General features: G+C 70.3%; 20 protein-coding genes and 1 pseudogene. 12 read left to right on the top strand and 9 right to left on the bottom strand.

The features are described 5' to 3' along the window. Positions 1-159: 159 nt before the first annotated feature. From AC1DYN_RS02905 to AC1DYN_RS02860, 10 genes and pseudogenes are all read left to right on the top strand, one after another. Positions 160-1,995 carry an acyl-CoA dehydrogenase family protein gene (locus AC1DYN_RS02905; protein WP_477957600.1) on the top strand — a complete coding sequence of 612 codons (1,836 nt, stop codon included), beginning with the start codon at positions 160-162 and terminating at the stop codon, positions 1,993-1,995. Positions 1,996-2,013: 18 nt separating this feature from the next. Next, positions 2,014-2,205: a hypothetical protein gene (locus AC1DYN_RS02900; RefSeq protein ID WP_477957599.1), complete on the top strand. Its 192-nt coding sequence runs from the start codon at positions 2,014-2,016 to the stop codon at positions 2,203-2,205. Further along, complete coding sequence (locus tag AC1DYN_RS02895) at positions 2,202-2,492, top strand: Dabb family protein (RefSeq protein WP_477957598.1); 291 nt, start codon at positions 2,202-2,204, stop codon at positions 2,490-2,492. The genes AC1DYN_RS02900 and AC1DYN_RS02895 overlap by 4 nt, the downstream gene beginning before the upstream one ends. Before the next feature lie 10 nt (positions 2,493-2,502). Beyond that, complete coding sequence (locus tag AC1DYN_RS02890) at positions 2,503-4,485, top strand: M3 family metallopeptidase (RefSeq protein ID WP_477957597.1); 1,983 nt, start codon at positions 2,503-2,505, stop codon at positions 4,483-4,485. Between the two features lie 9 nt (positions 4,486-4,494). Continuing rightward, the gene (locus tag AC1DYN_RS02885) at positions 4,495-5,286 is read left to right on the top strand and encodes an SDR family oxidoreductase (protein ID WP_477957596.1); all 792 of its coding nucleotides are present in this window, start codon (positions 4,495-4,497) and stop codon (positions 5,284-5,286) included. A 2-nt stretch (positions 5,287-5,288) separates the two neighbouring features. Beyond that, on the top strand, positions 5,289-5,732 hold the full coding sequence (locus AC1DYN_RS02880) for a PaaI family thioesterase (protein WP_477957595.1): 444 nt from the start codon (positions 5,289-5,291) through the stop codon (positions 5,730-5,732). Positions 5,733-5,757: 25 nt separating this feature from the next. After that, positions 5,758-6,776: pseudogene (locus tag AC1DYN_RS02875) on the top strand (NADP-dependent oxidoreductase). A 52-nt stretch (positions 6,777-6,828) separates the two neighbouring features. Then, the gene (locus AC1DYN_RS02870; protein ID WP_477957594.1) at positions 6,829-7,929 is read left to right on the top strand and encodes a fatty acid desaturase family protein; all 1,101 of its coding nucleotides are present in this window, start codon (positions 6,829-6,831) and stop codon (positions 7,927-7,929) included. Beyond that, on the top strand, positions 7,922-8,860 hold the full coding sequence (locus AC1DYN_RS02865) for a glutathione S-transferase family protein (RefSeq protein WP_477957593.1): 939 nt from the start codon (positions 7,922-7,924) through the stop codon (positions 8,858-8,860). Before AC1DYN_RS02870 ends, AC1DYN_RS02865 begins: the two co-directional genes overlap by 8 nt. Continuing rightward, positions 8,857-9,768 (top strand): SDR family oxidoreductase, encoded by a 912-nt coding sequence (locus tag AC1DYN_RS02860; protein ID WP_477957592.1) that lies wholly within the window; start codon positions 8,857-8,859, stop codon positions 9,766-9,768. Before AC1DYN_RS02865 ends, AC1DYN_RS02860 begins: the two co-directional genes overlap by 4 nt. Positions 9,769-9,952: 184 nt before the next feature. On the opposite strand, the gene AC1DYN_RS02855 is transcribed toward AC1DYN_RS02860, so the two are convergent. The 5 genes from AC1DYN_RS02855 to AC1DYN_RS02835 are packed head-to-tail and all read right to left on the bottom strand — an operon-like array spanning position 9,953 to position 13,692. Continuing rightward, on the bottom strand, positions 9,953-11,332 hold the full coding sequence (locus AC1DYN_RS02855; RefSeq protein WP_477957591.1) for a serine hydrolase domain-containing protein: 1,380 nt from the start codon (positions 11,330-11,332) through the stop codon (positions 9,953-9,955). 15 nt (positions 11,333-11,347) lie between these two features. Beyond that, the gene (locus tag AC1DYN_RS02850) at positions 11,348-11,977 is read right to left on the bottom strand and encodes a LysE family translocator (RefSeq protein ID WP_477957590.1); all 630 of its coding nucleotides are present in this window, start codon (positions 11,975-11,977) and stop codon (positions 11,348-11,350) included. A gap of 25 nt (positions 11,978-12,002) precedes the next feature. Beyond that, the gene (locus tag AC1DYN_RS02845; protein ID WP_477957589.1) at positions 12,003-12,227 is read right to left on the bottom strand and encodes a hypothetical protein; all 225 of its coding nucleotides are present in this window, start codon (positions 12,225-12,227) and stop codon (positions 12,003-12,005) included. Between the two features lie 7 nt (positions 12,228-12,234). Then, on the bottom strand, positions 12,235-13,002 hold the full coding sequence (locus tag AC1DYN_RS02840; RefSeq protein WP_477957588.1) for a hypothetical protein: 768 nt from the start codon (positions 13,000-13,002) through the stop codon (positions 12,235-12,237). Positions 13,003-13,020: 18 nt separating this feature from the next. Further along, positions 13,021-13,692: an HAD-IA family hydrolase gene (locus AC1DYN_RS02835; RefSeq protein WP_477957587.1), complete on the bottom strand. Its 672-nt coding sequence runs from the start codon at positions 13,690-13,692 to the stop codon at positions 13,021-13,023. A 143-nt stretch (positions 13,693-13,835) separates the two neighbouring features. Between AC1DYN_RS02835 and zwf the strand changes: the two genes are divergently transcribed. Then, complete coding sequence (zwf, locus tag AC1DYN_RS02830; RefSeq protein ID WP_477957586.1) at positions 13,836-15,299, top strand: glucose-6-phosphate dehydrogenase; 1,464 nt, start codon at positions 13,836-13,838, stop codon at positions 15,297-15,299. Positions 15,300-15,327: 28 nt separating this feature from the next. Here the strand turns inward: zwf and AC1DYN_RS02825 are convergent, their stop codons facing one another. From AC1DYN_RS02825 to AC1DYN_RS02815, 3 genes are all read right to left on the bottom strand, one after another. Beyond that, on the bottom strand, positions 15,328-16,086 hold the full coding sequence (locus tag AC1DYN_RS02825; RefSeq protein ID WP_477957585.1) for a DUF1223 domain-containing protein: 759 nt from the start codon (positions 16,084-16,086) through the stop codon (positions 15,328-15,330). Positions 16,087-16,148: 62 nt separating this feature from the next. Next, entirely contained in the window at positions 16,149-16,352 is a 204-nt protein-coding gene (locus tag AC1DYN_RS02820; protein ID WP_477957584.1) for a hypothetical protein, read from the bottom strand. Between the two features lie 151 nt (positions 16,353-16,503). Then, on the bottom strand, positions 16,504-17,355 hold the full coding sequence (locus tag AC1DYN_RS02815; RefSeq protein ID WP_477957583.1) for a LysR family transcriptional regulator: 852 nt from the start codon (positions 17,353-17,355) through the stop codon (positions 16,504-16,506). 103 nt (positions 17,356-17,458) lie between these two features. Between AC1DYN_RS02815 and AC1DYN_RS02810 the strand changes: the two genes are divergently transcribed. After that, positions 17,459-18,454 (top strand): zinc-dependent alcohol dehydrogenase family protein, encoded by a 996-nt coding sequence (locus AC1DYN_RS02810; protein WP_477957582.1) that lies wholly within the window; start codon positions 17,459-17,461, stop codon positions 18,452-18,454. A gap of 20 nt (positions 18,455-18,474) precedes the next feature. On the opposite strand, the gene AC1DYN_RS02805 is transcribed toward AC1DYN_RS02810, so the two are convergent. Beyond that, positions 18,475-18,945 carry a T6SS effector amidase Tae4 family protein gene (locus tag AC1DYN_RS02805; protein WP_477957581.1) on the bottom strand — a complete coding sequence of 157 codons (471 nt, stop codon included), beginning with the start codon at positions 18,943-18,945 and terminating at the stop codon, positions 18,475-18,477. Positions 18,946-19,018: the final 73 nt, after the last annotated feature.

The following is a 19,018-nucleotide window of genomic DNA, read 5'->3' as shown; positions in this document are numbered from 1 at the left end:
ACCGTGCTGGTTGGGGGGAAAAGACACAAGCAGGCGGTTCCGCGCGGGGGGTGGCGGGATGCGCTGGGGGCGATTTCTGGGGCCCCAGCATGAGCCCCCAGCGCATCCCGCCACCCACCGCGACGCGCTGATCGGCGAATGAAAACAGGATCTGCACGAATGCGACAAACACTCGATTTCCTGCTGTACGACTGGCTCCAGGTCGACTCCCTGCGCCACCGCAGCCGCTTCGCCGACCACTCGCGCGACACCTTCGACGCGGTGCTCGACACCTGCGAACGCATCGCGCGCGAGAAGTTCGCACCCTTCAATCGCATCACCGACACCGAGGAACCGCGCTTCGACGGCGAACGCGTGATCCAGCCGCAGGCCACGCACGATGCGTCGCGCGCCTACGTCGAATCCGGCATGCTGGCCGCGGCGCAGGACTACGAGATCGGCGGCATGCAGCTGCCCTGCGTGATCGAGATGGCCGCCAACGCCTTCTTCGCCAAAGGCGGCATCGGCATGGGCGGCGGCGGCATGCTGACCAGCGGCAATGCCAACCTGCTGATGGCGCACGGCACGCCGCTGCAGAAAGAGGTGTTCGCGAAGAACGAGTTCAGCGGCCGCTTCTTCGGCACCATGTGTCTGAGCGAGCCGCAGGCCGGCTCCAGCCTGTCCGACATCGTCACGCGTGCCACGCCGGACGGCAGCGACTTCGAATCCGACCCGCTCGGCCCGCGCTACCGGCTGCGCGGCAACAAGATGTGGATCTCCAACGGCGAGCACGAGCTGGCCGAGAACATCGTGCACCTGGTGCTGGCCAAGATCCCCGGCCCCGACGGCGCGCTGGTGCCCGGCACGCGCGGCATCTCGCTGTTCGTCGTGCCCAAGCGACTGGTCGACACCGAAGGCCGGCTCACCGGCGAACGCAACGACGTCGCGCTGGCCGGCCTGAACCACAAGCTCGGCTACCGCGGCATCCCCAACACGCTGCTGAACTTCGGCGAAGGCAAGTACGCGGTGCGCGGCTCGGCCGGCGCCATCGGCTACCTCGTCGGCCAGCCCGGCGAAGGCCTGCGCTACATGTTCCACATGATGAACGAGGCGCGCATCGGCGTCGGCCTGGGCGCCACGATGCTGGGCTACGCCGGCTACGAAGCGAGCCTGGAGTACGCCCGCGGCCGCCCGCAGGGCCGCCCGATCGGCCCGGGCGGCAAGGATGCCACCCAGCCGCAGATCCCCATCATCCGCCACGCCGACGTCCGGCGCATGCTGCTGGCCCAGAAGAGCTTCTGCGAAGGCGCGCTCGCGCTCGAGCTGTACTGCGCCCGCCTGGTCGACGAGCTGCACACCGCACCGCCCGAACCGGCGGCCGAGGCCGGCCTGCTGCTGGAGATGCTGACGCCGATCGCCAAGAGCTGGCCCAGCGAATGGTGCCTCGAGGCCAACAGCCTCGCGATCCAGGTGCTGGGCGGCTATGGCTACACCCGCGACTACCCGGTGGAACAGTACTGGCGCGACAACCGCCTGAACATGATCCACGAAGGCACGCACGGCATCCAGGCGCTGGACCTGCTGGGCCGCAAGGTGGTGATGGACGGCGGCAAGGGCCTGATGCTGCTGGCCGGCAAGGTCAACGCGACGATCCAGCGCGCGATGCTGCTGCCCGAACTCGCGGCGCACGCCAACGCGCTGGCCGGGGCCTTGAAGGCGCTCGGCAACGCGACCAAGGCCGCCTGGGCCACCGCCGTGCCCGAAGAGGCGCTCGCCAACGCCACGCCCTACCTGCAGGCCTTCGGCCACACGGTGCTGGCCTGGGTGTGGCTGGACGTCGCGATCTGCGCCCAGGCCCGGCTGGAGCAGGGGACCGGCGACCATGACCTGCTGCAGGGCAAGCTGTCCGCCGTGCGCTTCTTCTTCCACTATGAACTGCCGAAGATTCCCGCGTGGTTGAAGGTGGTCGAGACACGGGACGATACTTGCCGTTCCATGAACGATGCCTGGTTCTGAACGCCGGGCCTGCTCCCGATGAAGACTTCGACGGTCGAAACCCTGGTCTGGGTGCTGATCTACGGCGGCTTGCTGCTGGTCGGCCTGGGCTTGTCCGTGCAGCGCATGCACGATCCGCTGGGCTGGAGCCTCGTCGTGATCGGCGGCATCGGTGCCGCCATCGGCGTGGTGCTGATCTATGTGCGCTCGCGCATGAAGAGCCCGTCGTGATCCACCACGTCGTGATGTGGGGCCTGAACGACCCCGCCGAGGCACCGCGCTTCAAGGCCCTGCTCGACAGCTGCAACAACGTCGTGCCAGGCATGCTGCAGTTCGACGTCGGCATCCGCCAGCCGGATCTCGAAGCCACTGCCGACGTGCTGCTGGTCTCGCGCTTCGCCGACCGCGCCGCACTCGACGCCTACCTGCAGCACCCGCACCACAAGGCGGTGGCTGCGCAACTCGGGCCGATGCGCAAGACGCGTCACGTGCTCGACCACGACATCAACCATCCCTGATCTCGCCCCCATGCTCAGAATCACCTTCCTGGCCTTGGCACTGGCCACCGGCAACGCCGCCGCCCAGACGGCTGCGCCGTCCTACGCCTTCCCCGCCTACCGCAACGCGGCCCAGGTGGACACCGCCTGCAAGGCCTTGCTGGCCGGTGCCCGCGCCGACGAGAAGCGCCTGCAGGCCCTGCCGCCGTCCGGCGCCACCACGCTGCTGGTCGAACTGGACGGCATGGTGCGCAGCTACGAAGACACCATGGGCCCGCTGTCGCTGCTGAACGCGGTGCACCCCGACAAGGCGGTGCGCGATGCGGCCGACGCCTGCGACCTGGGCTACCAGACCTTTCGCAACAGCTTCCTGCAGAACGCGAAGATCTACGCGTTGCTGAAGCAGGTGAAGCCGGCCGACCCGATCGACGAGCGCCTGCTGCGCGACACGCTGGATGCCTTCGAGGACGCCGGCGTCGCGCTGAGCCGCGACAAGCAGGCCCGCGCGAAGCGGCTCGGCAACGAGATCACCCGCCTCGGCCAGCTGTTCGACCGCCGCATCCGCGACGACAAGACCCGCGTCGCGTTCGCGGCCGCCGAACTCGACGGCGTACCGGCCGAGGCGCTGAAGGACCGCCAGCGCGACGCCGAAGGCCGCTACCTGTTCGGCCTCGACTACCCGAGCTATGACGCCGTGATCGAGAACGCGAAACGCGGCGAGACGCGCGAGCGCATGTGGCGTGCCTTCCAGGGCCTGGGCGGCAGCGCCAACCTGAAGACGCTGCAGCAGCTGGGCCAGCTGCGCCGCGCGTATGCGCAGCTGTTCGGGCTGGAATCGTATGCCGACTTCTCGATGCGCCGCCGCATGGCGCAGAACGCCGCCACGGCGCAGGCCTTCCTGGGCACGGTCAAGGACGCGGTCGCGCAGCGCGAGCTGGCCGACATCGGCATGCTGCGCGAGGCCAAGGCGCGCGACCTGAAGCAGGACGTGGCCGCGACCACCGTGAACCGCTGGGACGTCACCTACTACACGCTGAGCGAGCGGCGCAACCGCTTCCAGCTCGACACCGAGGAGTTCCGCACCTACTTCCCGCCGCAGGCCAGCCTGGACTTCGTGTTCCGCGTCGCCGGCCAGCTGTTCGGCGTGCAGTTCGAGCCGCTGAAGCAGCCGCTGTGGCATCCCGACGCGCAGTCGTTCGAGGTGCGCGACGTCGCCAGCGGCAAGGTGATCGGCAGCTTCTTCGTCGACCTGTACCCGCGCGAGGGCAAGTACAACCACGCGGCAGTCTGGAGCTTCCGCAACGCCTCGACGCTCGTGCAGCGCACGCCGGCCGCCGGCCTGGTGGTCAACTTCAACCGCAAGGGCCTGAACATCGACGAGCTGGAGACGCTGCTGCACGAGTTCGGCCATGCGATGCATGCGCTGCTGTCGAACACCCGCCATGCGTCGCAGGGCGGCACCAACGTGCAGCTGGATTTCGTCGAGGCGCCGTCGCAGATGTTGGAAGACTGGGTCTACGACTCGCGCGTGCTGGCCCTGTTCAAGGAGGTCTGCCCGGCCTGCAAGCCGGCGCCGGACGACCTGGTGGCGCGGGCCTCGAAGGCGCGCGACTTTGCCAAGGGCATCGCGGTGGCCCGCCAGCACCTGTACGCGAGCTATGACCTGGCGCTGTACGCGAAGGATGCGCCCGAGCCGCTCGCCACCTGGCAGCGCATGGAAGGCGCGACGCCGCTCGGCCACGTGAAGGGCAGCATCTTCCCTGCGGGCTTCTCGCACATCGCGACCGGCTATGCCTCGGGCTACTACGGCTACCTGTGGAGCCTGGTGCTGGCGGAAGACCTGCGCACCGCGTTCGCCGCCGACAAGCTGAGCCGCGAGACCGGGCTGCGCTACCGCGAGCAGGTGCTGTCGCAGGGCGGCCAGGTGGCGCCGGCCGAGCTGATGCGCCGCTTCCTGGGCCGCGACACCAACAGCGACGCCTTCTTCAAATCCCTGAACCGCCACAACGACTAGGAGACCCGCATGAGCACACCGATCCAGACCCTCCTGAGCCTCGAAGGCAAGACCGCGCTGGTCACCGGTGGCTCGCGCGGCCTCGGGCTGCAGATCGCCGAATCGCTGGGCGAGGCGGGCGCCAAGATCCTGCTCACGTCGCGCAAGGCGGCCGACCTCGAAGAGGCCGCGGCCCACCTGCAGGCGCGCGGCATCGACACCCGCTGGGTGGCGGCCGACGCGAGCCAGCCGGCCGAGATCCAGCGCGTCTGCGACGAAGCGATGCAGCGCCTGGGCCGGGTCGACATCCTCGTCAACAACGCCGGCGCCACCTGGGGCGCGCCGGCCGAGGACTACCCGCTGGAGGCCTGGGACAAGGTGATGAACCTGAACATCCGCAGCATCTTCCTGATGAGCCAGGCGATCGGGCGCGCCAGCATGATCCCGCGCCAGTCGGGCCGCATCATCAACGTCGCGTCGATCGCCGGGCTGTCGGGCTCGCCGTCGACGATGAAGTACATCGCCTACGGCACCAGCAAGGGCGCGGTCGTCAACTTCACGCGCACGCTGGCGGCCGAATGGGGCCGCCACGGCATCACCGTGAACGCGCTGGCACCGGGCATGTTCCCGAGCAAGATGACGGCCGGCACGCTGGCCAAGGTGGGCGTCGAGGCGCTGGCCAGCGGCGCGCCGCTGGGGCGCATCGGCGACGACGACGACCTGAAGGGCGCCGCGCTGCTGTTCGCGTCGGCCGCCGGCAAGCACATCACGGGGCAGATCCTGGCCATCGATGGCGGCGTCAGCGCCGTGCACGGGCATTGACGATGGAATTCCCGGTCCACATCCCGTTCGTCGAGCAACTCGGCTTCGAGCTGCTGCGCTTCGAGAACGGCGAGGCCGAGATCGGCCTGACGCTGCGCGACGAGCTGTGCAACTCGTGGAGCGTCGCGCATGGCGGCGTCACGATGACGCTGCTCGACGTCGCGATGGCGCATGCCGCGCGCAGCAGCTCGATCAAGCCCGGCGGGCAGCCGGGCGGCACCGGCGTCGTGACCATCGAGATGAAGACGAGCTTCATGCGCCCCGGCCTCGGGCGCATCGTCGCGCGCGGCAGGCTGCTGCACGCGACCGCCTCGCTGGCCTTCTGCGAGGGCTCGGTGGTCGATGCCGGCGGCGAGCTGCTGGCCACGGCCAGCGGCACCTTCAAGTACCTGCAAGGGCTTCCGGCAGGGGGACGCAAGATCCACCGCTCGAATGCCTCCGATTGAACACCCGCACACCAGGAGACACGACATGACCACCCCCAACCAGCAGATCGTCCTTTCCTCGCGCCCCGACGGCGAAGCCACGGTCGCCAACTTCCGCCTCGTCTCGACGCCGGTGCCGGCGCTGGCCGACAACCAGGTGCTGGTGCGCCACCACTACCTGTCGCTCGACCCGTACATGCGCGGGCGCATGAACGACACGAAGAGCTATGCCGCGCCGCAGCCGCTGGACCAGGTGATGATCGGCGGCACAGCCGGCGAGGGGTCGAATCGCGCCACCCCGGCTTCAAGGCCGGCGACAAGGTGGTCGGCATGGGCGGCTGGCAGCAGTACGCCGTGGTCGATGCGGGCCAGCCCGGGCTGCTGCGCAAGGTCGACACCACGCACATCCCGCTGTCCGCCTACCTCGGGGCGGTCGGCATGCCGGGCGTCACCGCGTGGTACGGGCTGGTGAAGATCTGCACGCCGAAGGAGGGCGAGACCATCGTCGTCAGCGCGGCCAGCGGCGCGGTCGGCGGCGCGGTGGGCCAGCTCGCGAAGGTGCGCGGCTGCCGCGCCGTGGGCATCGCCGGCGGGCCGGACAAGTGCCGCTACGTGGTCGACGAGCTGGGCTTCGATGCCTGTGTCGACTACAAGGCGCACCGCGACCCGAAGGCGCTGTATGCCGCGCTGAAGGACGCCACGCCCGGGGGCGTCGACGGCTACTTCGAGAACGTCGGCGGGTTGATGCTGAACACCGTGCTGGCGCGCATGAACGCCTTCGGCCGCGTCGCGCTGTGCGGGATGATCTCGGGCTATGACGGGCAGCCGATCCCGCTGACCTATCCGCAGCTGATCCTGCAATCGCGCTTGAAGCTCGAAGGCTTCATCGTCAGCGAGCACATGGGCGTGTGGCCCGAGGCGCTGAAGGAGCTGGGCACGCTGGTGGCCACCGGCAAGCTGAAGTACCGCGAGACGGTTGCGCAAGGCATCGAAGCGGCGCCCGAGGCCTTCATCGGCCTGCTGAAGGGCCACAATTTCGGCAAGCAGCTGGTGAAGCTGGTCTGAACCGACAGTGCTTCGGCGGATCGAACGCCGACAGCGATTGGAGGACCTGGCGATGAATCCCTCTCCTGCACCCGTCGCGGGCGAAGAGTTCCGCGAAGACCTGCGGCCGATCGAGCCGCCGCGCACCGCGGCGGCGCGCGTGGCCGGCTCGGGCAATGCGGCGGCGCGCCGCATCCTGAACGCCGACGAGATCGCGTCGCTGACGCGGCTGAACGACTGGCGTTCGCTGGGCGCGGTGCTCACCACCTTCGGCAGCATCGCGCTCGCGCTGGCCGCGGCGCTGCTCACCTGGGGCCAGCCCTGGGGCTGGGCGATCGCGGTGCTGGCGGTGGGGGTGATCGGCGTGCACCAGCACGGGCTGTTCATCCTGGCGCACGAGTCGGCGCACTACCGGCTGTTCAGCCACCGCGGTGTGAACGACGCCGTCGGCCGGCTGATCGGCATGGCCGGCGGCATCTCGATGTGCACCTACCGCGTGATCCACCGGCTGCACCACAACAACCTGTACACCGCCGAAGACCCGGACACCGCCATCCACGGCGGCTACCCGCGCGGCGTGCTGTACCTGTGGAAGAAGCTCGGGCAGGACCTCGTCGGATGGAACGCGTGGAAGACCTTCGCCTACTTCTTCGGCGCGCCGGCCTTGAACGACGTGACGCAGAAGGCCGCGCGCCCGCTGGACGACACCTCGCCGCAGCTGCGCGCCAGCGCGCGGCGCGACCGCTGGGCGGTGGTGGCGTTCCAGGTGGCGGCACCGCTGCTGTGCCTGGCGTTCGGCGGCGGGCGCGGCCTGCTGCAGTACGCGGTGCTGTGGATGCTGCCGCTGCTGACGGTGCTGCAGCCCATCCTGCGGCTGCGCGCGATCATGGAGCACGGCGGCGTCACCGACCTGTCGTCGCCGCTGACGGCCGCGCGCAGCAACCGGACCACCGGTGGTGTCGCCAACGTGATGGGCCGCGCGCTGCTCTTCCCGCACCATGTGAACTACCACCTGGAGCACCACCTGTACCCCGCCGTCCCGCACTACCACCTGCCGCGCCTGCACCGCCTGCTGGTGGAGAAGGGCGCGCTGCACAACGCCGAGGTGCGCGACCTGCGCAGCACCTGGCGCGTGATCTTTGCGCCGCGAGCGCCGAGGAATCCCCATGCATGACCTGATCCTGCACCACTACGACGGCTCGCCGTTCTCCGAGAAGATCCGGCTCATCCTCGGCTTCAAGGGCCTCGCGTGGCGCTCGGTCAAGGTGCCGGTGATGCTGCCCAAGCCCGACGTGGTGGCGCTGACCGGCGGCTACCGGCGCACGCCCTTCCTGCAGATCGGCGCCGACATCTGGTGCGACACCGCGCTGATGGCGCGCGTGATCGACGGCCTGGCGCCCAAGCCGCCGCTGTACCCGCACGCGGCCGGCGAGCTGCAGCACCTGGTGGCGCAGTGGGCCGATTCGACGCTGTTCTGGACCGCCATCCCGTACACGATGCAGCCGGCGGGCGTGGCCCACATCTTCGAGGGCGCGCCGGTGGAGTTCCTGAAGGCCTTCGGCGCCGACCGCGCGGCGATGACCGCCGGCATGCGGCGCGTGACGACCGCCGATGCGGCGGTGCAGCTGGGCAGCTACTTCGGCTGGCTCGAATCGCAGCTGGCCGACGGGCGGCCCTTCCTGCTGGGTGCGCAGCCGTGCATCGCCGATTTCTCGGTGGCGCAGTCGCTGTGGTACATCCGCCGCGCGCCGCCGGTGGCGACGATCCTGGCGCCGTTCCCGAAGCTGATCGCCTGGTACGAGCGGGTCGCGGCCTTCGGGCATGGCAGCTCGGAGAAGATGACCAGCGCGGACGCGCTGGACATCGCGGCGCAGGCGAGCGGGCACCAGCCGGTGCAGGTGGAGGCCGGGCTGGGCTTCGATGCGGGCGCCGCGGTGACGGTGATGCCGACCGACTACGCGCCCGACCCGGTGGCCGGCACGCTGGTCGGGCTGAACGCGAACGAGGTGGTGCTGGAGCGGCGCGACGCGCGCGGCGGGCTGCTGCACGTGCACTTCCCGCGCATCGGCTACCAGCTCAAGATTCTTTCGACGGAGACGACATGAAGAACTTCAAGGGCGGCACGGCCGTCATCACCGGCGCGGGCTCGGGCTTCGGCCTCGAGGCGTCGCGCATCGCGGCCCGGCTGGGCATGAACGTGGTGATGGCAGACGTGCAGCAGGACGCGCTGGAGACGGCCGCCGCCGAGATCCGCGGGCTGGGCGCGCAGGTGCTGTCGCAGCGGCTGGACGTCGCGAAGGCGGCCGAGGTCGAGGCGCTGGGGGCGGCGACCTTCGAGCGCTTCGGTGCGCCGAGCTTCGTCTTCAACAATGCCGGCGTCGGCGCGGGCGGGCTGATCTGGGAGCACTCGCTGAAGGACTGGGAGTGGGTGGTGGGCGTGAACCTGATGGGCGTGGCCCACGGCGTGCGCGTCTTCACGCCGATGATGCTGGCGGCCGCGAAGAAGGACCCGGCGTGGCGCGGCCACATCGTCAACACCGCATCGATGGCCGGCATGGTGTGCGCGCCCAACATGGGCGTCTACAACGTCACCAAGCACGCGGTGGTGGCGATGAGCGAGACGCTGTACCAGGACCTGCGGCTGGTGACCGACCAGGTCGGCGCGTCGGTGCTGTGCCCGTTCTTCGTGCCGACCGGCATCCACCAGAGCCACCGCAACCGGCCGGCCGAGATGCGCGACGGCGCGGCCAAGCCGACGAAGAGCCAGCTGATCGCGCAGGCGATGAGCAACAAGGCGGTGACCAGCGGCAAGCTGACGGCCGCCGACGTGGCGCAGATGGTGTTCGACGCGGTGGCGGACGACCGCTTCTACATCTTCAGCCACCCGAAGAGCCTGGCCAGCGTGCAGGTGCGGCTGGAAGACATCATGACGCCGCGCAACCCGACGGATCCGTTCGCGCAGAAGCCGGAGCTGGGGGAGGAGTTGAAGGCGGCGTTGCGGGCGGCAGGCTGACTCGTCGCCCGGATGCCAATCCGGGTGGCTGCGCTTGCGCGAGCAAAGCCGCGGGCGGGCAGGCTGGGGCGCGCCTTTGCCGAACCAGTGGATTCTTGCGAACAACCCGGATTGGCATCCGGGCTACGGACTGCTCGTTGCGAGGCGTCCCGGCGTCCAACGTTTGAGATCGCCGCTGGTGATTTCAAACTGGACCGCGCGATTTGTCCTCACGCCCCGCCAATTCCTTCGCCACCTTCCGCTCCGGCAGCATCTTCGTGCCGCCCAGCCAGAACTCGCCGGCCACGCCGCCCGCATCGCGCCGCAGCCGGACCGTCTCGCCGTGGTTGCCGAACGCCCCCGCCAGCGTGATGCGGCCCGACCCGCGGCTCTCGGGCACGAACTCGGTGGCGTCCAGCATCGGGTTGGGCAAAGCCGGGTTCGCGATCAACACCTTGCCGTCCATCGGCAGCAGGTCGCTCGCGCCCCACAGCGTCCACCAGCGGCCGGACCAGGCGGCGGCGCGCTTCGAGGGCGCGCCGTGCAGGGCGTGCGCGCGCAGCACGTGCAAGGCCCCATCGACCCAGGTGTTGGACAGGCCGTCGGCCGCGTTGGTCAGGATGCTCACCGCCAGGCCCTGGGCCGGCACGCAGGCGGTGCGCGTCAGCGTGCCCTGGAAGCCGCCCGTGTGGCCGAACCATTCCCAGTCGGCCAGCGAGCCGCACATCGTGCCCAGGCCGTACCAGCGGTTCAGGCTCGAATGCGGATCGGGCCACTGCCGGTGCCACATCAGGCGGCGGCTGGCCTTGGACAGCACGCTGCGCTTCGCGCCGGGCGACAGGCTGGAGAAGAAGCGCACCAGGTCGCCCGCGGTGCTGACGAAACCGGTGGCCGCGGCCAGCGCATTCGTCGGGTTGTCGCCGGCGATCACCACGCGCCGGCCCAGCGGCCACTTCGCGCTGTGGCCGTTCGCGAAAGGCTGGTCGTCGATCGGCGCGTCGGGCGAGGTCGCTTCGAGGCCGGCCGCCACGATCAGCTCGCGCCGCACCCAATCGCCGTACGCCTCGCCGGTGACCGATTCGATCGCGAGGCCCAGCAGGCCGTAGCCGTGGTTGGAGTACTTCAGCCGCGTCTGGGCGGCGATCACCAGCCCGCCGGCCAGGTCGGCGCGAAGCTCGGCCTCGTCGAGGAAGGGGCGCCGGTCGTGCCATTGGCCGGCATCAGTGCCGTCACGCACCAGCCCGGCCGTGTGGGACAGCAGCTGCGCGAGCGTCGCCGCGGCGACGTCGCGGTGCAGGCCCGGCACATGGCGGCCGATGGGGTCGTCGAGCTGCAGGCGGCCCGCCTCGCGCAGCTTCAGGATCGCGGCCGCCGTGAAGCTCTTCGAGTGCGACGCGACGCGGAACCGGTGCTGCGGCGTCAACACGGTGCCACGCGCCAGGTTCGCGTGCCCGAAGGCGTGCTCCAGCACCAGCTTGCCGTCGAGCGCGACGGCGATCGCGCAACCGGGTTGCTCGCTCACGCGCATCTGGTGTTCCAGCCAGCGCGGCAGGTAGTCCAGCGCGGCACCCAGCCAGCGTTTCATCGGCCTGCTCCTTCTCTAGGCACGCTGCTTGAGCGCCAGCACGGACAAGCCGGATGCGACGAAGGTCAGGCCCGCCCCGACGTTCAAGCCGGTGCCGAACCTCGGATGGCCCTTGAGCCATGCCGACAGCCTCGAAGCGAAACTCCCGAGCACGGTGAAGATGCACGCCGTCAGCACCGCGAAGATCGCGCCGTAGGCCAGCATCTGCAGCGTCACCGAGCCGCGCGCCGCGCTGACGAACTGCGGCAGGAACGCGAGGACGAACAGGCCCGGCTTCGGGTTCAGCACGTTGGACAGCAAGCCCGTCAGGAACACCTTGCGCAGCGACTGCCGCGCGCTGGGCTCGAACGAGATCAGGTCGCGGGCCGACAGGGCCTTCCAGCCCAGCCACAGCAGGTAGAGCCCGCCGAGCAGCTTGACGGCCCAGAAGGCGAGCGGCGACGCCTGGATGACCAGCGACAGCCCGAGCGTCGCCGCGACCGTGTGGAACATGATGCCCAGGCCGGCGCCCGTCGAGGAGAGGAATGCGGCCATCCGGCCCTGGCTGAGCCCGCGGCTGACGGCCAGGATGTTGTCCGGGCCGGGCGAGATCACGACGACCAGGCAGGCCGCAAGGTAGGTGAGAAGAACGTCGGTTGGGAACATGATGGTCCTCGTTGTCGGCCGGGAATCATTGCCTGTCGTCCACCCACGTGCGCCCGATGCGCCGTGCGTGGAGCGCCGCCTGGTCTTGCGCCTCGAACACGACGGCGCCCACGTCGACCGTGAACTCGTCGCGGTGTGCGCCGAAGCAGTGGCTGACCTGCAGCCTCGCCACGAAACCGCCCCCCACCAGCGGCGTCGGCGCAAAGCGCAGCTCGTGGCCGCGGTAGGTTTCGACGAAGGGCTCGGTCATCGCCGGTTCAGGATGCACAGCCGGCATCCTTCAGCATCTTCAGCGTCGCCGCATCCGGCACGCCGGCCGCGTCGATCCGCGGCGCCCAGACGGCCGGAGTCGACACCTGTTGCGCATCCATCGGCTCGACCGCGATCTGCTCCGGCCTGATCGCGAGGCCCAACGGCTGCGCCAGCGAGATCAGCAGCGACTTCAATTCCTTGTCGGCCGCCAGCTTCATCTGCTCGTGCGTGGCCGGCGTGCGCAGCCGGTCGTGCGCCTGGCTCAGCGCGAGCGCCGTCGCATAGACCAGCACCTCGTTCTGCCGCGCGTACTCGTCGACGAACACGCCTTTCTCGAGCGTCTCGAAGCGAAAGCTCTGCGTCAGCACCGACGGGCAGCCCACCAACTGCACCGGCGGGGCCTTGAAGAGCAGCCCGCCGTTCGCGGCCTTCGCCAGCGACCAGGTGCCGCGCTTGGCGAGGTCGTAGCCGTAGGCATAGTGCGTCTCGTAGCTCAGCGTGCCGGTCGATTCCTTGTTGATGTTGTTGAAGCTCAGGAAGTGCAGCAGCTCGGCCATGCGCGGCCAGCCGCTCTTGAGCGTCCAGTTGACGCGCTGCTGGCTGCTCGCCTCGACCAGGATCAGCTTCTGCGCCGGCACCATCAGCTCGGACAGCACCTGCGCACGGTCGATCTCGGCGCAGGCCGGGCAGTGGTGCAGCCCCTGGCGGTAGGCGAACCAGGCGACGAGCAGGAAGCTCAGGCCGCCTATGAGGGCCCATTTGATGCGGTGCATCGGCGCAGTATGCCCGCGTCAGCCCGGCGCCCGCACGTGCAGCGTGCCTTGCGCATCGGCACCCCAGCGCAGGGTGTCGTAGCCGCGAATCAGCGGGTGGGGCGTCGTCATCGGATGGGCGTGCGTTGCGCCGATGACCACCAGCGACGCGCCGGCGGCTTCGGCGGCGGCGATGCCGGCGGGAGCGTCCTCGAACACCAGGCAGTCCTCGATCGCCACGCCCAGGCGGCGCGCCGCCAGCAGGAAGCAGTCCGGTGCCGGCTTGCCGCGCTCGACGTCCTCGGCCGTGACCATCAGCGGCGGCTGCGGCAGGCCTGCTGCCTCCAGGCGGCGCAGCGCCAGGTCGCGCGGGGCCGAGGTCACGATGGCCCAGCGGTCGGCCGGCAGCCCTGCGACGAACCGGGCCGCGCCGGCAATGGCCGCGATGCCGTCCACGTCGTCCATCTCGGCGCGCGTGATCGCATCCGCCTCGGCCTGTGGATCGACCCCCGGCAAACCCAGGCGCCGCACGGTCTCGACCGAGCGCTGGCCATGGATGGTCGGCAGGAAGGCCGCCACGTCCAGCCCGTGGCGCCGGGCCCACGCGGCCCACACGCGTTCGGCGGCGGCGATGGAGCTGAGGAGGGTGCCGTCCATGTCGAACAGGAAGGCGGCGAAGCGGCGGTCGGGGAGGGGGATGGTGGCGTTCATGGAGTGCCCGGATCAGCAGGGTGTGCGCATCGCGCGATCCTGACGAAGCGGCAGTTTAGGGCCACGCCACGCCCTCAATTGGTGTTCACGCCCGCCTGTGGCAAGCTGCGGCGCCATCCGCGTCGACCGAAGGATCCCCTCCCATGGCAAAGATCGCCCCCGGCGTCGGCCCCCGCTTCCCGCAAGTCGTCGTGCTGTTCGGCGCCACCGGCGATCTCGCGCGCCGCAAGCTGCTGCCCGGCCTGTACCACCTGTCGAGCGCCGGCTTCATCCCCGGCTGCCGCATCATCGGCGTCTCGCTCGACGACATCGACGCCGCGGCGTTCCGCAGCGCCGCCCGCTCGGCGCTCGACGAGTTCGCCAGCCGCAAGGTCAAGGACGCCGACTGGGCCGCCTTCGCGCAGAACCTCGACTACGTGCCGCTCGCGGCCGGCCCCGCGGCGCTGAAGACCGCCGTGGCCGCCGCCGAGCAGGCGCTGGGCGGCGAGACGCGCCGCCTGCACTACCTGAGCGTGCCGCCGAGCGCGGCGTTGTCGGCCGTGCAGATGCTGGGCGAGGCCGGCCTCGTCGAGCGCTCGCGCATCGTGATGGAGAAGCCCTTCGGCACCGACCTCGCAAGCGCGGTGCAGCTGAACGCGCGCCTGCACGAGACCTTCGCCGAAGACCAGATCTTCCGCATCGACCATTTCCTCGGCAAGGAGCCGGCGCAGAACATCCTCGCGTTCCGCTTTGCCAACGGACTGTTCGAGCCGATCTGGAACCGCAACTTCATCGACCACGTGCAGATCGACGTGCCCGAGACGCTGGGCCTGGGCACGCGCGCCGGCTTCTACGAGCAGACCGGCGCCTACCGCGACATGGTGGTCACGCACCTGTTCCAGATCCTCGCCTTCATGGCGATGGAGCCGCCCACCGCACTGGAGCCGGCACCGATCAGCGAAGAGAAGAACAAGGTCTTCCGCAGCATGCTGCCGATCCAGCCCGGCGACGTGGTGCGCGGCCAGTACGCCGGCTACCGCGAGGAGCCGGGGGTCGACCGCGAATCCGAGACCGAGACCTTCATCGCGCTCAAGTGCTTCATCGACAACTGGCGCTGGGCCGGCGTGCCGTTCTTCCTGCGCACCGGCAAGCGCATGGCCGAGGGCCAGCGCATCATCTCGATCGCCTTCCGCGAGCCGCCGAAGAGCATGTTTCCGCCCGGCTCCGGCGTCGGCGCCCAGGGCCCCGACCACCTGACCTTCGACCTCGCCGACGCGTCGAAGATGTCGCTGTCGTTCTACGGCAAGCGCCCGGGCCCGGGCATGCGGCTGGACAAGCTGAGCCTGCAGTTCGCGATGCACGACACCGGGCTGATCGGCGACGTGCTCGAAGCCTATGAGCGCTTGATCCTCGACGCGATGCGCGGCGACCGCACGCTGTTCACGACGGCCGAGGGCATCGAGCGGCTGTGGCAGGTGTCGACGCACTTGCTCGAGGCGGCGCCGCCGGTGCGCCTGTACCCGCCGGGCTCCTGGGGGCCGAAGTCGGTCCACCAGCTGATCGCGCCGCATGCGTGGCGGCTGCCGTTCGAGCGCGCGTGGCGCAACCCGAACAAGACCGGCGGGTGATGACGACCCGCGGGGGTTTCGGCCCGGTTCAGCACCCCAGCTTCAGTGCCTGCAGCGGGCGGCCGGTGGCCGGGTCCACCACCACCAGCGTCACTTCGCGAGGATGCTGCGCATCGGGCGCGGTGGCCGGGGTGAACCGCAGCGGCACCGACGCACCGGGCTGCGCGGCCCAGGCGGGCACCGGCACGTACTCGCGCACCACCTCGTCGTGCTTCAGCGTCACGCCCGCGTTCTCTCCCGCCTTGACCGCGCTGACGTGGCCGTTCTCCGTCACGGCCCAGTAGGCGGCAAGCCGGGAAGGCGCGCCGGGTGCGGCTTGGACGGTGGCGCTGAGCGCCGAGCCCTCCCATGCCAGCGTCAGGGCCACCGGCGCGACGGGTCGCCGCGACAACAGCCATTGCGACGCAGGCACCGGCCAGTCCTTGCGGTCGACGCCGTCGACGACCACCTGCGGCGTGTAGGCGAAACGCGCGCCGTTCAGCGCGGCCTGCGCATGCTGCCGCTGCGTGTGGGCCGGGCTGCCGAAGCGGTCGGCCCAGCCCAGGCGATCCCAGTAGTCGACGTGAAAGGCGAGCGCGACCACGCCGGGCCGGGCCTTCACGCGCGACAGCCACTGGTCGGCGGGCGGACAGGAGTTGCACCCCTCGGAGGTGTACAGCTCGATGACGGTGGCGGCCGCGGCCGGGCTCTGCGCCAAGCAGGCCGTGGCGGCGAACGCGGTCGGGGCGAGCAGGCTGCCGGCGATCAGCGTTGCCATCGCGGCGCGGTGGGGAATGACGGCAGGCATCGCAAGCTCCTCGGGGTCGGCCGCATGGGTCGCGGCCGGCCGGCAGGACCTTACGAAAGCGCTCAGAACGTCGACGGGTACTCGACGGCCGGATCGAGGAAATACTGCGTCGCCGCCACCGGCGGCAGGTGGCCCCAGGCGGGCCACAGGTCGGCCGCGAAGCCGGCCGCCATGGTCGGGCTCATCAGCTTCGAAGCGGAGATCAGCTCCGCGCTGACCTGGTCGATCCAGGTCTGGCGGTCCAACACGGGTGAGAGCGTTTGCATGGATGTATTTTTCGGCCGGTCGGTCACGGAGCCAATCCGCAGGAAGCGGGCCCCCGGATGGGGGTGTCCGGTTGCGGCACGGCAGGGACCATCGCGCTTTCTAGCAAGCCTGCCCGTGGCTGCGCATCCTCACGATTGAGGATGGCGCGTGTCAGTTGGCCAGCTGCAGCACCGTCAGCTCGACCAGTGCACGCAGCCGCGCCAGGCGGCGCAGGTCGCGGTGGTAGCCGATCCACACCTCGCGGCTCGGGGGCGCAGGATCGAACTCGATCCGCTCCAGCCCGGCCAGGCCGTCGCCCAGCGGCCGCGGCAGCACCGCCAGCCCGACACCGGCGGCGCACATCTTCGCCTGCGCCTCGCGGCTGTTGCTGCCGAACGCGATGCGCGCGTTCGGCAGCACCGTCTCCAGCCAGGCCGCGTCCGGAAAATCGCGGTAGGCCGCGTCCAGCGTGATCAGCGCGTGCCCCGTGCCGTCGCCTTGCACCGGCCGCCGGCTGCCCTCGGCGGCGTACAGGCCGTAGGGCACCGTCATCAGCCGGCGCTGCACCACGTCGGCATCGTCGAACGGCCGGATGCGGAACACCAGGTCGGCCTCGCGCCGCGCCAGGCTGAACAGCCGCGCATCGGTCAGCAGCTCGATCGTCACCTGCGGATGGGCGCCGGCAAATTCGGCGAACACCGGCGTCAGCATGTGCACGCCGAACCAGTCGGACGACGACACGCGCAGCAGCCCCTGCAGCTGCTGCGCCTGGCCGGCCAGCTGGCGTTCGAAGCCGAGCGCTTCGTCCTCGATGCGTTCGGCATGCGCCAGCACGGCCGCACCTTCGTCCGTCAGCGTGAAGCCGTCGCGGCCGCGCTGGAACAGCGCCTGGCCCACGCTCGCCTCCAGCGCGCGCAGCCGCCGCCCCATCGTCGGCTGGCTCTGGCCGGTGGCCCGGGCCGCACCGCCCAGCGAGCCGGCACGGGCGATCGCCAGGAAGACCTTGATGTCGCTCCATTCCATGGGCGGATCCATTCAAGAACGCATGACTGGCGTTCAATCCTGTCAATGTACTTTCATTTCTGAGGGTCCAACAATCGAGCCTTCGAATCCCAAGGAGCTTCAGATGTCGACCCCTTCGATGCGCGCGCTGGTCCTCGAGACCACCGGCGGCCCGTTCCATTCGAGGCAAGTCCCGCGGCCGGTGGCCGGTCCGGGCCAGGTGCTGGTGCGCATCGCCGCCAGCGGCGTGAACCCGCTGGACACCAAGATCCGCGCCGGCAACGCCGCCCATGCGCGGCACCCGTTGCCGGCCGTGCTGGGCATGGACCTGGCCGGCGTGGTGGCCGAGGTCGGGCCGGGTGTCGACCGCTTCCGGCCCGGTGACGAGGTGTACGGCCTGACCGGCGGCGTCGGCGGCTTGCAGGGCTCGTTGGCCGAGTACGCGGCGGTCGATGCCGACCTGCTGGCGATCAAGCCGGCCGCGCTGTCGATGCGCGAGGCCGCGGCGCTGCCGCTGGTCACGATCACCGCCTGGGAGGGCCTGGTCGACCGGGCGCGCACGGCGGCCGGCGACCGCGTGCTGGTGCAGGGCGGTTCCGGCGGCGTCGGCCACGTCGCGCTGCAGATCGCCCGGGCGCGCGGCGCGCAGGTGTTCGCGACGGTGCGGCCCGACCAGTTCGACACGGTGCTCGGCTTCGGCGCGACGCCGATCGACCACACGACCACGGGCGTCGACGACTACGTCGCGCAGCACACCGGCGGCGAAGGTTTCGACGTGGTCTTCGACACCGTCGGCGGGGCCACGCTGGACGCATCGTTCGACGCGGTGCGGCGCCATGGCGGGCACGTCGTCAGCGCGCTCGGCTGGGGCACGCACAAGCTGGCGCCGTTGTCGTTCCGCGCCGCCACCTACTCGGGCGTCTTCACGCTGCTGCCGATGCTGACCGGCCGCTGCCGCGCGGCCCACGGCCGCATCCTGCAGCAGGCCGCCGCGCTGGCCGATGCCGGGCAGTTGCGGCCGCGGGTGGACGCGTGCCGCTTCACGCTGGACACGGCGCTGCAGGCGCACCAACGGGTGGAAGAGGGCCGTGCGCAAGGCAAGGTGGTGGTCGAGGTCTGAGCGCGCCGCATGGCGCGGCTTCACGCGAGTTCCCAGAAGCGAACGCGCTCAACGCCGCGGCGCCCGGTCCAGGTGCCTTCCCAGGTGATGCCCAGGTGCGTGCGCAGCCAACTGGTGCCGATCGTCATCTGCGAGCCGTTCCACAGGTCGAGGTGGCCTTCGGACCGCAGCGCGGTGGCCCCAGGCGGTTGCCAGCGGCTCTCGATCAGCACGATGCCGCTGCGGCCCTGCAGGCGATCGAGGGCTTCGTCGCCCGGGCAGCTTTGCGCACCCGGGCAACCGGGAAAGCAGCCCGGCGACAACCAGCGCGCCAGCGCCTGCACGCTGCCGGCCGCGCCTTCGCCCAGGTTGCGGCGGTGGAACGGCGTCGCGATGCCGCACATCGCCAGCGCCCGCGCCAGGCGTGTCGCGCTGGCGCCGGTGCCGGCATCGGTCACCGCATGCGCGTGCGGGTAGTTCTGCCACAGTGACTGAAAGCTGAGCGAGGCCATGCGCGTCTCCCTGACGGTGTGGGCCGCGACTCTAGAACCTGAAACCGTTGGCGCGCCATGTGCCGTGAATGAA

Source organism: Rhizobacter sp. P2_D12, assembly GCF_056404395.1.
Note: the sequence above shows the minus strand (reverse complement) of the source record. Positions and strands in the feature narration are given on the sequence as shown.

Bases quoted from the DNA above. Each gene is read 5' to 3' on its own strand.
- AC1DYN_RS02890 (WP_477957597.1), top strand. From the start codon at position 2,503: ATGCTCAGAATCACCTTCCTGGCCTTGGCACTGGCCACCGGCAACGCC.
- zwf (WP_477957586.1), top strand. From the start codon at position 13,836: ATGGCAAAGATCGCCCCCGGCGTCGGCCCCCGCTTCCCGCAAGTCGTC.
- AC1DYN_RS02810 (WP_477957582.1), top strand. From the start codon at position 17,459: ATGTCGACCCCTTCGATGCGCGCGCTGGTCCTCGAGACCACCGGCGGC.
- AC1DYN_RS02805 (WP_477957581.1), bottom strand. From the start codon at position 18,945: ATGGCCTCGCTCAGCTTTCAGTCACTGTGGCAGAACTACCCGCACGCG.
- AC1DYN_RS02885 (WP_477957596.1), top strand. From the start codon at position 4,495: ATGAGCACACCGATCCAGACCCTCCTGAGCCTCGAAGGCAAGACCGCG.
- AC1DYN_RS02865 (WP_477957593.1), top strand. From the start codon at position 7,922: ATGCATGACCTGATCCTGCACCACTACGACGGCTCGCCGTTCTCCGAG.
- AC1DYN_RS02815 (WP_477957583.1), bottom strand. From the start codon at position 17,355: ATGGAATGGAGCGACATCAAGGTCTTCCTGGCGATCGCCCGTGCCGGC.
- AC1DYN_RS02845 (WP_477957589.1), bottom strand. From the start codon at position 12,227: ATGACCGAGCCCTTCGTCGAAACCTACCGCGGCCACGAGCTGCGCTTT.
- AC1DYN_RS02905 (WP_477957600.1), top strand. From the start codon at position 160: ATGCGACAAACACTCGATTTCCTGCTGTACGACTGGCTCCAGGTCGAC.
- AC1DYN_RS02880 (WP_477957595.1), top strand. From the start codon at position 5,289: ATGGAATTCCCGGTCCACATCCCGTTCGTCGAGCAACTCGGCTTCGAG.
- AC1DYN_RS02870 (WP_477957594.1), top strand. From the start codon at position 6,829: ATGAATCCCTCTCCTGCACCCGTCGCGGGCGAAGAGTTCCGCGAAGAC.
- AC1DYN_RS02850 (WP_477957590.1), bottom strand. From the start codon at position 11,977: ATGTTCCCAACCGACGTTCTTCTCACCTACCTTGCGGCCTGCCTGGTC.
- AC1DYN_RS02825 (WP_477957585.1), bottom strand. From the start codon at position 16,086: ATGCCTGCCGTCATTCCCCACCGCGCCGCGATGGCAACGCTGATCGCC.
- AC1DYN_RS02835 (WP_477957587.1), bottom strand. From the start codon at position 13,692: ATGAACGCCACCATCCCCCTCCCCGACCGCCGCTTCGCCGCCTTCCTG.
- AC1DYN_RS02840 (WP_477957588.1), bottom strand. From the start codon at position 13,002: ATGCACCGCATCAAATGGGCCCTCATAGGCGGCCTGAGCTTCCTGCTC.
- AC1DYN_RS02900 (WP_477957599.1), top strand. From the start codon at position 2,014: ATGAAGACTTCGACGGTCGAAACCCTGGTCTGGGTGCTGATCTACGGC.
- AC1DYN_RS02860 (WP_477957592.1), top strand. From the start codon at position 8,857: ATGAAGAACTTCAAGGGCGGCACGGCCGTCATCACCGGCGCGGGCTCG.
- AC1DYN_RS02820 (WP_477957584.1), bottom strand. From the start codon at position 16,352: ATGCAAACGCTCTCACCCGTGTTGGACCGCCAGACCTGGATCGACCAG.
- AC1DYN_RS02855 (WP_477957591.1), bottom strand. From the start codon at position 11,332: ATGAAACGCTGGCTGGGTGCCGCGCTGGACTACCTGCCGCGCTGGCTG.